General features: G+C 67.3%; 3 protein-coding genes and 1 pseudogene. 3 read left to right on the plus strand and 1 reads right to left on the minus strand.

Features of this window, described 5'->3' with window-relative positions; translation table 11 throughout:
• Positions 1-653 precede the first annotated feature (653 nt).
• Positions 654-11,267: a LamG-like jellyroll fold domain-containing protein gene (locus ADK52_RS35120; RefSeq protein ID WP_078988838.1), complete on the plus strand. Its 10,614-nt coding sequence runs from the start codon at positions 654-656 to the stop codon at positions 11,265-11,267.
• Positions 11,236-11,772: an SMI1/KNR4 family protein gene (locus ADK52_RS40835; RefSeq protein ID WP_078988839.1), complete on the plus strand. Its 537-nt coding sequence runs from the start codon at positions 11,236-11,238 to the stop codon at positions 11,770-11,772. The genes ADK52_RS35120 and ADK52_RS40835 overlap by 32 nt, the downstream gene beginning before the upstream one ends.
• A gap of 522 nt (positions 11,773-12,294) precedes the next feature.
• Here the strand turns inward: ADK52_RS40835 and ADK52_RS42735 are convergent.
• Positions 12,295-12,471: a hypothetical protein gene (locus ADK52_RS42735; protein ID WP_159046102.1), complete on the minus strand. Its 177-nt coding sequence runs from the start codon at positions 12,469-12,471 to the stop codon at positions 12,295-12,297.
• Between the two features lie 119 nt (positions 12,472-12,590).
• Between ADK52_RS42735 and ADK52_RS40840 the strand changes: the two are divergent.
• Positions 12,591-12,894: pseudogene (locus ADK52_RS40840) on the plus strand (IS5 family transposase); the annotation flags it as partial.
• Between the last annotated feature and the right edge of the window lie 178 nt (positions 12,895-13,072).

The raw sequence follows: 13,072 nt of genomic DNA on the forward strand, positions 1-13,072 counted from the left end.
CGAGCAGGTGGCCAACCGGCTCCGAGGACGACCAGGGGCCGATCAAGGCGGCGGCCCCCGTTGAGTTCGAGGACGCCGCCATCGAGCTCGATCGGCGCGACGTCGTGCTGGGTGCTGGGAGGTGTGACCGGACCCCGGGGGATCTTGGTCGATTCCTCGATGAGCAGGACTCCCGATCGCGGATGTTCTCGTTCCCGCGCTCCAGCGCAGGCAGCGCCCGGCGGCGCTGCGCGGAGCGGGCGCGTGGTGTGCCTGGTGTTGGTAGGCCGACCACGACATTTCGGTGCGGGTCAGGAGAGCGCTGCGCAGGGCGGTGGTGGCGGTCGGTGCCCAGTGCTGGGGCGCTCTCGCTCGGCGTCAGCCGGCCCTGTATCCAGGCGCTGACGGCGGTGCCGGTCGAGTGTAGGTGCCTCTCACGTTGTCGTGGTGAGGTGTCTGGATCTCGTTGGCTGCACCAGTAGGAGCCGAGTAGTTCCCAGATTGAGCATGAGTTACATCACTTGAATGGCTGTCGCCGTTGGGTGGTACGGGTGTATGAATCCTCATTTGATATCCCAGAAAGGTGCTTTCTCGTCTGCTGGCGGTGGATCAGTATCCAGGCGAAATTTTGTGCGAGAGCCGTGAAGTAGATAGGACAACCCCACTGATCATCGATGTGGGGGATTTCCGTGCGAAGAGCGCGACCACTTGTACTATTTGTGGCATTTGTCTTGGCTGTTCTGGCCGGGACGGAGCAGGCTGCACTCGCGGTGAACCGTTGGGATACCGCCCGAACCGGCCCAGGTGCCGGTGAACTACCGGAACAGGGCTGGGGATCGGCGCGAGGCCGTGGCCATAGTGCCCCCGGCGCCGCGACAGATGCCGCTGCCGGAGGAGGGCGCAGCGGTGCGCTGAAGGCAGCGGGTGAGCTGGCCCCGGACACCGGTGCCGCCTCGCTTCGTTTGGGTGGCGTGCCTGGGCCGGCCCGGGTGCCGTTCGTGGAGGTGCCCGCACCCAAGCCGGCGGAGCGGAAGGGCTTCGACGCGAAGGCGAGCACCGAGGTGCTGGGCAAGCGCACCGAGCGCGGCCGCACCTTCGCCAACCCGGACGGCACTTTCACCAGCCGCTTCTACAACGAGCCCGTGAACTTCCGTGCCGCTGACGGGACGTGGAAGGGAATTGACACCAGCCTGTCCCGCCCCCCGGCTGCCGCGTTCAGCACGTCCGTGACCGGACCGGGCTGGGAGCCCCGCTCGACCGAGGACAAGGTTCACTTCACGGAGTACGCGGACGCCGTGCCCGCGGTGCGTCTTGGAGTCGACGCGAAGACCTCTCTCGGCTACGGCATCGAGGGCGCAGGACACTCTCAAGGCCGTGTCGACGGGAGCCTGATCACGTATCCGGACATCCGCCCTGACGCGGACCTGGAACTCCTGGCGGGCAGTGAGTCCGTCAAGGAGACCCTGGTCCTCAAGAGTGCGAAGGCGCCGACCCAGTGGCGGTTCCCGCTGGCGCTGACCGGGCTGACTGCGAAGCTCGACGGGCACGGCGGAATTTCCTTCAACGACTCGGCGGGCCGACAGAAGGCGTGGATGCCGGCCGGGTTCATGGAGGATTCCAAGCGGGCACCGAACTCCAACGAGGGCTTCATCTCCTCGGGCGTCACGTACGACATCGTCCAGGAGGGCTCACGCCAGGTTTTGGTGGTCACGCTCGACCGCAACTGGCTCTCGGCCCCTGAGCGGGTCTTCCCCGTGAAGGTCGATCCGTCGGTTACCGGCGTCCAGGCGGCGTCCGGCACCTACGTTGAGTCGCCTTACAGCCAGAACTTCGCCAGCGACACCGTCCTGAAGGTCGGTACGTACGACGGCGGAGCCCACAAGGCCGCCTCTTTCTTGAAGTTCAACGGCCTGGATACCACGCTCAAGAACGCCTGGGTGCTGGACGCCCGACTCGCGCTCTACAACACCTGGTCGCAGTCGTGCACGCCGCGGCCGGTGACGGTCCACGAGATCACCTCCGACTGGTCCGAGACCACTACCTCCAGCTACCCCGGCCCCGCCACCGGCGCGGCCCTGGGCTCGCAGTCATTCGCGCACGGCTGGCGCCCGGAGGGCACCACGACCTGGGCATGTGCTGCGGCCTGGGAGTCCATTCCGCTGGGTTCGGCGGGCCGGCAGCTGGTCGACGACTGGACACACAGCCGCAAGCCCAACTACGGCCTGGCGGTGAAGGCGGCAACGGACGACTCCAAGAGCTGGAAGCAGTTCGGCTCTGACGACTACCCGAACGGCAAGCCCAGTCTCGACGTCACCTGGTCGAAGTACGGCGCGAGCTACGGCCTCGGCGGCTTCGTCACCCCGATGACGGCCACGACCGAGGGCACGTTCAAGGTCACCGTCACCAACCAGGGCCAGCAGACCTGGCCTAAGAACAGCAACTTCAAGCTCCGCTACCTCCTCTACGACGGGGCCGGTAACCCGATCAGCGGTGCGGACAAGGTCCGCTGGACCGACATGCCGCAAGACGTCCCCCCGGGGGCCTCGGTTACCCTCGATGCCAAGATCGCACCGCTGGCGCCGGCCACGTACAACCTCGTCTGGACCATGGACGAGTACGGCGTGTCCACCTTCACCAACGACGGCGTCCCCGGTTCCGCGATCAAATTCGACGCGGTCAACGCCCCGCCCTACCTGACGGTGGCGTCCCCGCCCAGCGGCACGCTGGTCGACACCCTCACGCCGATGCTGTGGGTGGCCGCCGCGGACCGCGACCGTTACCCGAACCCGTTGACCTACCAGTTCGAGCTGTGCGAGGTCGAGGGCAGCGACACCCGCAAGAACTGCAGAACCAACACGGCCTCCGCCTCGCAGAGCTGGACCGTGCCCACCGGCTGGCTGAAGTGGGCCAAGAGCTACGCCTGGTACGCGTACGCCAGCGATGGCAAGGACGCCTCCGCCCGGACCGCGCCTTCGCTGTTGACCACCCAGGTTCCGCAGCCTGTCATCACCTCCCACCTCGGCGGCGCCACCGACAGCGGCCGCGCCTTCGACGAGCGGACCGGCAACTACACCACTGCCGCGACCGACGCCGCCGTACCCACGGTCGGCCCGGAACTCTCCGTCACCCGCACCTACAACTCCCAGGACCCCCGCCAGACCAGCGCCTTCGGTGCCGGCTGGGCCACGCGCTGGGACATGCGTGCCACTGCTGAGCCCGACGCAAGCGTGGTGATCACGCTCGCCGGCGGCAGCCAGGTCCGCTTCGGCCGCAACGACGACGGAACCTACAGCGCCCCGTCCGGCACCACCGGCCTTCTGACCACCGTCCCCGGCGGTGGCTGGACCCTGCGCGACGCCAGTGCGTCCCTGTATACGTTCGACGCCACCGGCCTGCTGACCAAAGTGAAGGACGGGCACGGTCGCGAGCAACTTCTCACCTACAGCGGCGGCAAGCTGGCCAGGGCCACCGACGCGCTCTCCCAGCGAGCGCTGGCCTTCACCTGGAGCGGCGGGCACGTCTCGTCCGTCTCCACCGACGCCGTCGGCCCCGGAGCTCCGGCGCTGACCTGGTCGTACACGTACGACGGCGACCGCCTCGCGAAGGTCTGCCCCCCGACGTCGACGACCGCCTGCACGCTCTACGAGTACGCGGGCGCCTCCCCGTACCGCAGCATGGTGCAGGACGCCGGACCGTCTTCGTACTGGCGGCTGAACGAGGCCGAGGGCGAGAGCGCGGGCAGCGAGGCGGTCTCCCGGACCGGCATGGACTCCGGCCACTACCGTGACGTCACCCTCGCCAGTTCCGGCGCACTGACCGGCACCGGCAACCGGGGCGCCTCGTTCAACGGCACCAATTCCTACGTCGAGCTGCCCCAATCGACCCTGGCTTCCTCCACCGTCTTGTCGGTGGAGCTGTGGTTCAAGACGGACAAGCCCGGCGGCGTGCTCCTCGGCTTCCAGGACTACCCCCTGGGCCCGACCAGCCCCGCCCACTACAACCCCGTCCTCGCCGTCGACGCGGCCGGCAAGCTCCGCGGCGCCTTCGAGGTCTCCAACGGCTATGTGACCCCCATAGCCTCCATGGCACCGGTCACCGACAACGCCTGGCACCACGCCGTGCTCACCAGCACCGGCACCAACCAGACTCTCTACCTCGACGGCCAGGCCCTCGGCAGCCGCACCGGGCCGGTCACCCACTCCGTCAAGACCTTCACCTACCTCGGCACCGGATACACCTCCGACGGCTGGGACGGCGGCGGCGCCAACGCCACCCGCTACTTCAAGGGATCGATGGACGAGGTCGCGGTCTACCCCCGCGCCCTTGACGCAGGTTCGGTCCGCGCGCACTACGAGGCCCGCACCGGCACCGCCAAACTGGCCAAGATCACCCTGCCGTCGGGCCGGATCGCTGGCCAGGCCGTGTACGACGGCGACACCGGGCGCGCCACCAAGGTGACCGACGCCAACGGCGGTACCTGGCAGGTCTCCGCCCCCCGCTACGCCGCCGGCTCCCAGGCCTACGCCGACGCGGTGCGCACCACTGGCCCGGTCGACTACTGGCGCCTGGGCGAGGGCAGCGGGGCCGTCGCGGCGGATGAGATATCCACCGGCGGCAACGGCTCCTACCGCGACGGCGTCACCCTCGGGGACGTCGGCGCCTTCTACGACGGCGACGACGGCGCGGTGACCCTCGACGGCTCCAACGGCGCCATCGCCGTCCCAGCAGAGACCCTCGCCGCAGCGACATCGCTGTCGGTCGAATTGTGGTTCCGCACCGACAAGCCGAGCGCAGTTCTCCTCGGGCTGCAGAACGTAGAGGTCACCAACACCACGCCCGCCATGTACAACCCGAGCCTCCTCATCGACGGCGAGGGCAAGCTGCGCGGCCACCTGTGGGACGGCTCCACCACGTGGCCGGTGATGGGCGGCACCAAGGTCACCGACAACAAGTGGCACCACGTCGTCATCACCGGCGGCGCCACCGGCCAGTCCCTCTACCTCGACGGCGCCAAGATCGGCTCCAAGACCGGCACGGTCAAGCCCGAGACGATGGCCTACGCCTACCTCGGCGCCGGCTTCTCCAGCGCGGGCTGGGACGGCCAGGCCAACGGCGTGCGCTACTTCAACGGCCAGCTCGACGAAGCCGCCTTCTACGCGAAGGAACTCGACGCGCAGACCGTCGCCGACCACTACAAGGCCCGTAACCGCCTGGTCACAGGCAACGGTGCCCAGTACCAGGGCACCGTCCTGGCCGACGCCCCCTCCGGCTACTGGCGCCTGGACGAGACCACCGGCACCCAGGTGACCAACAAGGTCGCCGCGACCGGCGGAACCGGCACCTACGCCAAGGCCACCCTCGGCTCCACCGGCGCCTTCGGCCCCGGCGACGGCACGGCCGCCACCTTCAACGGCGACGGCTACGCCGAACTGCCCCCCATCGGCATGTCCACCACGGACCTCTCCGTCGAGCTGTGGTTCAAGACCACCAAACCCGGCGTCCTCTACAGCGACCAGGAACGCACCCTGCCCGACCCGGGGGTGAGCACCTACACCCCCGTCCTCTACGTCGGCACGGACAACAAACTCCACGGCCAGTACTACACACTGAACACCAACGCCACCAACGTCTCGCCCACCACGGTCACCGACGACCAGTGGCACCACGCCGCCATCACCGTCCAAGGAGGCACCCAGACCCTCTACCTCGACGGGGCGCAGGTCGCGCAGGCCGTGACAAGCCCGATCAACCACCAGGCCAACAAGCGCACCTTCATCGGCGCCGGCTACACCTACGGCTGGCCCGCCAGCCCAGGCCACCCCTCCTACCTCACCGGCAGCATCGACGAGGTCGCGGTCTACCCGCGCCCCCTGACCGCCGCCCAGGTGAGCACGCACTACCAGGCCCGCGCCCAGGCCAGCGGCTCCTCGCTGTCCTCGACGGTGACGGTCACCGACCCCACCGGAGTGACAACCAGCAGCACCTTCGACGCGATCCGCGGCCAGCGCCGCACCGCCACGACGGACGCGGACGGCGGTGTCACCACCTACGCGTACGACACCGGCGGCTTCCTGCACACCGTCACCGACCCCAACGGCCACGCGACCATCACCGGCCACGACGAACGCGGCAACACGGTCTCCACGACCACCTGCCGCGACGCCAACTCCTGCTGGACCTCGTTCGCCGACTACTACACCAACACCAGCGACCCTCTGGACCCGCGCAACGGTAAGCCGACCGCCATCCGGGACGGCCGCTCCAACGGTCCGGCCGACAACCGCTACCGGACCACGACGTCCTACACAGCCCTCGGCCTGACCGACACCGTCACCCTCGCCGACGGCCGCACCACCACGACCACGTACACCACGGGCACCGAACCCGCGGCCGGCGGCGGCTCCACCCCCCCAGGTCTGGTCGCCACGAAGAAGAGCCCCGGCGGTGCCACCACCTCCTACGCGTACTTCGCCAGCGGTGACCTGGCGAAATCGACGGCGCCCTCGGGCCTGTCGACGACCTACACCTACGACGGCATCGGCCGGAAGCTGACCGAGACCCAGGCGTCCGACGCCGCCCAAGACGGTGCGACGACGTCGTACACGTACAACGCGATGTCGCGCGTGGCCACCGAGACAGGCCCCGGAGTCAAGAACGAGATCACCGGAATCACGCACACCGCGAAGATCTCCCGTACCTTCGACGCCGACGGACAGCTCCTCACCCAGTCGACGCAGGACACCACCGGCGCAGACCCCACCCGAACCACCACCTACCACTACGACGCCCAAGGCCTGAACGACAGCGTCACCGACCCCGCTGGGAACGAAACGACCATCGGCCATGACGCACTAGGCCGAGTCGTCAGCGAGACCAACCCTGCCGGCGACGTTGTCACGCACGCGTTCACCAAGCGAGGCCAGCTCGCCGAGTCCGTCCTGAAGGACTGGACGGGCGACCCCTCCAGCCAGACCCACGACCTGGTCCTGGTCTCCCACGCGTACGACCCGGCCGGCCGTTTGGCCTCGACAACCGACTCCATGGGCGCCACGACCACCTTCACCTACTACGACGACGGCCTGAAGGCCTCGGCGACGGCGAAGCAGGTCACCCAGTCCGACGGCTCCAAGAAGGACATCCTCCTGAATGCGGCGGTCTACGACGGCGCGGGCAATACGGTGTCCCAGACTGCGAGCGGTGGCCGCACGACGGCCACCACGGTCGACGCCACCGGCCGTGTCACCCGATCGGTCTTCGACCCGAACGGCCTCAACCGCGTCACCAACATCACGTACGACGCCGACGACCACATCACCGAGTCGACCCACTCCATCGACGCCTCCGGGAAGAAGGCCACCTCAACCACTGAGTACGACCAGGCGGGCAACGCCAAGAAGGTCACCGTCACCGACGGCACGACAGCCCGCATAACCTCGGGCACTTACGACCAGCGGGGGATGCCGCTGACGCAGGTCACCCCGCGCGGCAACACCACAACCAACCGCTACGACGTCCTCGGCCGCCTGGTCGAGACGACCGCACCGCAGGTGCAGGTCGAGGAGAACAGCGGTGCGGCCACGGCCGCCACCCCGAAGTCCCTCATCGGCTACAACACCTTCGGAGACACCACCAACGCCCGCGACGCACGCGGTCAGGTCACCAAGACGGAAACCGACCTCCTGGGTCAGCCCGTCGTCACCACCCTGCCCGACTACACCCCGCCGGGTGCGACCACGCCGATCTCGGCCGTCACTCGCACGACCTACGACAAACTCGGCAACGTCACCTCCACCGCGGACCCGCTCGGCCGCACGACGTACTACCAGTACGACCAGATGGGCAGTCTGATCCGCTCAACTGACCCCGCGATCACCGGCGCGCAAGGCCTCAAGGCTCCGGGCGCCCCCACCTTCGACGGCACCTCCACCGACCTATCCGGCGGCGGCGTCTCCACCTACACCTGGACCCCGACCGGCCTGCCGCTCTCCGCGACCGACCCGACCGGAGCCCGCACCGAATCCACCTACGACGAACTGGGCCGCAAGCTCACCGCCACCACCGTTGAGCGCAAGCCCACCCTTCAAAACCTTGTCTCCCGCTACACCTGGGATGACGCGGGCAACCAGACCGAATCCACCACCCCGGCAGGCCGCCGCACCACGGCGACGTACGACAAGGCCGGCCAGGCCCTGACTACCACCGACCCGATCGGCGGCATCACCCGCGCGGCATACGACGGCCTCGGCCGCCAGACCGAATCGACCGACGCCACCGGCCGCAAGACCGCCACCGCCTACGACGCCCTCGGCAAGCCCACCACCGTCACCGACTACGGAACCGGCACAACCGCCCTGCGCACGACCACCACCGAATACGACAACGACGGAAACGTCACTGCATCCGTCTCGGCAACCGGCGCGCGCCGCACCTACACCTACGACGCCCTCGGCCGCATGACCGCGCAGATCGAACCGGTCACCGCGACGGACTCGATCACCATGACCTTCGGCTACGACGCGGTGGGCCACCGCACACGCCTGACTGACGGCCGGGGCAAGACCACCACCTACACCTTCAACACCTGGGGCCTGCCCGAATCCACGATCGAACCCTCCACCACCCAGCACCCGGCCCTCTCCAGCCGTACCTGGACCAACGTCTACGACGGCGCGGGCCAGGTTGTCACCGAACTGCTGCCGGGCAGCGTCAAGCGGAACAAGACCTACGACGCCCTGGGCCGCCTCATCAGTGAGACCGGCTCCGGCACTGCCGCGGCCACCCGGCCGCGATCCCTCTCCTACGACCTGGCTGGCCGTTTGACTGGCGTCGCAGGCGACGGAGCCCTGGCAGGCAACACCTACGTCTACAACGATCGCGGACAGCCCCTGTCGAGCGACGGTCCGGGCGGAACCTCCTCCTATACCTACGACGCGGACGGCAAGATGACTGTCCGCACCGACGCCGCCGGCACCACCGGCTTCACCTACGACTCAGCGGGACGCCTGAGCACGACGACTGACCCGCTTACCGGTACCCAGGTCCGTAACACCTACGACGTGGCCGGCAGGCCGACCGCGGACGAGTACGCCCGCCCCGCCACCGGCGGCACGTGGACGATCGGGGCCAAGCGCTCCTACATCTACGACGACCTGGGCCGCCTCGCCAGCGACAACGTCACCAGCACCCAGACCAACGACGGCGTCGCCGGCACGGCTTACGAATACAACCTCGACGACCGCCTGACGAAGAAGACGACCACGGGCACCGCCGGGGCCGCCGCCGAAACCTACGGCTACGACCTCGCCGGACGGATGACCTCCGAAACCACCGGTGCCACCACCACTGCCTATGAGTGGGACAAGGCAGGCAACCTCACCAAGAAGGGCGACACCTCCGGCACCTACGACTCCCGCAACCGTCTCACGGCCTGGGGCGGCCAGACCTTCGACTACAGTGCCCGCGGCACGGTGCAGACCGTCACCGAAGGCGGCGCCAGCCGCCAGATCAAGTCTGACGCGTTCGAACGCACCATCAACAACGGAACCACTACCTTCACCTACGACTCGCTCGACCGGGTCATGACCAACAACGGGACTGCCTTCACCTACGACGGCGGCTCCAACGACCTCGTCAAGGACGCCACCTCTACCTACACCCGCACCCCCGGCGGCACGCTGCTCGCCAGCGCCACCAACGGGACCGCGGGCTCGGCCCGCCTGGCCGTCACCGACCAGCACACCGACCTGGTCGCCAGCCTCACCCCCGACGGCACGGGCGTCTCGTCCTCCCGCGCCTACGACGCTTCCGGCAAGGTGACCGCCACCAGCGGCACCACCCCGTCGATCGGCTACCAGTCAGGCTGGACCGACCCCTCGACTGGCGAAGTCAACATGGCCTCCCGCTGGTACCAGCCCGGCACCGGAGGCTTCACCAGCCGCGACACCTGGCAGCTCGATCCCAACCCCTCCGCCCAGGCCAACCGCTACACATACGCCAACGCCAGCCCCCTCAACGGCACCGATCCCACCGGCCACTTCGACCCGGATGCCAGGGGCTGGGGAGGCGGAGGACTCACGACGATTCCGAATATCGGCAGACCACCGGCCGGTCCGATCACGCCGCCTAGCAGGTGGAATGTATTCGGCTGGGGCGCACGGGCGGCCAGCAGGGTGCTGGGTGGCGTAGGGCTCATCATCGGCATTGTTGTCGACGCGACGCCCACATACGGTACGCGCTGCGAAGACGCGCGCCTGTATCCGCAGGGCTGCGGCCGTCCCCGGCCCAATCCTGATTCCAGGTACTACGTCGATCAGTACACCCAGTACTGTGCGGCTTCCCCCTGGGCGGAGAGGTGTAGCGGCGTCATTAAGACGGACGAGCCGGTCTACTACCGGGCGACCCGCAACGGGCGCGTGGCGATAGCGATTTCCGCGTCAGGTAGAGGAATCGATATGTGCATGCACAGCTGCACCCCACCTCCCCCTCCCATCGATCAAAACCCCAACAATGGCAAGCATCCTGTGCCTGCGCCGAAACACACCGCAGAAATTGCCACGGCCGCTGTGGCAGACGCCGCATGGGGCATTTCGGACGGGAGTGCGACCTATTCGACTGACTTCAGCGCTTTTGGCATCAAGGCGTTCGTCCCGGACTCGTTGTCCGATCCATTCTTGGATGAATCGCGTAGCCCGGGTGGCGATGCGTCGCGGTCAGATGATTGCGATGATCAAGCTGGTGAGAACGTGGCCGGAAATATCCGCTATCTGCCACGCGAGCGGTTCAGGCCAGGAAAGGATGGATGCCGAGCCACGGGTATAGTTGCCGACTTCGCGTCACCGGAAGACGTGCAGGACGGGACGAAAACGATCACCAAGTGGAAGCCTGACTGTGAGACGGGTGCCACAGTGGGGCCCTACCCGGCCGATTTCTGGAGCATCGCAACGTTTCCGCGAGCCGCGGCACGAGGGCACTTGGCGGGCTGCCAGTTCGGTGGATCCGGTTCTGACCTGCGCAACCTCGTCCCGCTGTACAACAATGCAAACTCTGTTGTTATGAAGGGCGTCGAAGACAAGATCGCGCGGCAGATCGTCCAGAATGAACAGCGCGTGCAGTATAAGGTCACCCCGATCTACCCGGTCAGGGTCACCGGGGTTCCGGACTGGGTGCACATGCAGGCCCGTGGAAGTGGCGGCATGAGCATCGACTGCTATATCAAGAATTCTCCAGTATCCGACAAAATATGCTCGTCCGAAGAATATGGTGGTGGTTCTCGTGGTAGCGTTCGATAGCGGCGGATTCGGCCCACGGCAGCGATATCGGTCGGCGAGTCGTGAAGCCTGGCAGTCGGTGGAATATTGGGCGGGCTTCGAGCTTCCCTCCGACTATAAGCACTTCGTCGATGGATTCGGCGATGCTGTGATCTTCAAGCATCTGTTTGTTGCACACCCAGAAGGATTTGACCCGCTTCTCAATTTGATGAAAGAGGAACGTAAGTCCTTCCTCGCCGGCTTCGAAGACCTACCGGACGAGACACCGGCCGCGAGCGTAGGCGCGGGTAGATTCCTGCCATGGGCCTATCACGACTTCAACGGTGACATCTGCCTTCTCGTCCCCCCTTCCGGAGGCAGTGGGGATTGGGCTGTGGCCGTTTCATTCCGCCAGTGCCCAGAGGTTCAGGTCTTCTCTGGAGGTGTCACGCAATTCCTTCAGGGCCTCGCGGACGGTGAGTTCCCCCGAGGCTGGCCGCGAGCCGGATTCGAGTGGGCTGGCGTCGAAGGCTCTCCCTTGATCTAGATTTTTAGATCGCCGAGAGGTGTTGCCCCGTGCTGGCTGTCGTAATGCGACTTCTGGCACGGGGCTTTCGGGATTACGGCAGTACTTCGAGGCTGGCGCGCGTCCAGTGGGGTGGCCGAAGTCGGTGAGGCGGCGGCTGGGATTGGCCTGGTGCTCGGGGCGTAGCCGTCCGGTCCGGCGTCGTTCGAGTGCCGGATGGCGTCCGGGGTCTACGTCGTGGCGGCGGCCGGCGACGCAGGAGAGGCCTTCGGTGAAGCCCGGGCTTCGATGGTGCGGGGGTGGAAGTGATGATGGTCCGCAGGTTGTGGGTGGCCATGGCTTCCAGCAGGGCCGTCAGCAATGGTCGTGAGGCGTTGGCCCCGCGGCTGTTCAGCCCGTTGCTCCTACCCCCGCGACGGCCAACACCCGGTGCTTGTGCTGCGGTGGGGGGAGGAGCGGCTACTTGTCCGAGTCGTCGTCGATGTGCAGCTTCTTTCCTGCCTGCCGGCAGCACCTGCGCCGGCGAGCGTGCTCCCGGTGACCTCACGTTCGCAGTAGCGGATGGGCCCGGTCGTACAGCTCGTTCGCGGCGCCGTTCTTCCGGTGCGGGCCGATCGCGGAGAGCATGACCACATCCCCACCCGTCTTCAGTCCCTGGCCGACGCAAGAGGCGATCAGTGGTGAGTCCCCGCGCTGCCCGGCCGTCACGACGATCGCCATGGGGTTCTGACCCTGCTCGACGGCTAGGACTTGTCCGGTCGATCATGTGACTACTTCGTGTCCGAGTCGTTGATGTGGACATGGGGCGGGGTGATCTGAGCGATGCCGAGTAGGAACGGTTGCGACCGTTCCTGCCGGTCAGCAACAGGCGTTGCGGCAGGTGGCGGGACCATCGGCAGGTGATCGACGGGATTCTGCACCGGGTGCGGACCGGCGTGCAGTGGCGTGACCTGTCTGAACGGTTCGGGCCGTGGAAGACCGTCTACGAACGCCACCGACTGTGGTCGGGCGACGGGACGTGGGAGCGTCTGCTCCAGCAGGTCCAGTCCGCCGCCGACGCGTCAGGTGAAATCGACTGGGACATCTCGGTCGACTCCACCATCGTGCGAGCTCATCAGCACGCGGCTGGTGCCCGCACCGATCCGCCGCCAGCACCCGCCTCAAAGGGGGCCGAACTGGCAGAACACCAGGGCGAGACCGCGTGGCTGAGCTTGCACGCCCGCCTAGGAGTTGTCGTCAAAGTGTCACGCCCACATCAGGAGCGATGCGAGGGTGACGGCTGCTTGGTAGGCCTGGGCGGTCTTGTCGTACCTGGTGGCGA

The sequence above is a fragment of the Streptomyces sp. WM6372 genome (assembly GCF_001279655.1).
In the GTDB taxonomy this organism is placed as follows: domain Bacteria; phylum Actinomycetota; class Actinomycetes; order Streptomycetales; family Streptomycetaceae; genus Streptomyces.

Excerpts from the sequence above, each read along its gene's own strand:
- ADK52_RS35120 (WP_078988838.1), top strand. The coding sequence starts at position 654 with ATGTGGGGGATTTCCGTGCGAAGAGCGCGACCACTTGTACTATTTGTG.
- ADK52_RS40835 (WP_078988839.1), top strand. The coding sequence starts at position 11,236 with ATGGTGGTGGTTCTCGTGGTAGCGTTCGATAGCGGCGGATTCGGCCCA.
- ADK52_RS42735 (WP_159046102.1), bottom strand. The coding sequence starts at position 12,471 with ATGGCGATCGTCGTGACGGCCGGGCAGCGCGGGGACTCACCACTGATC.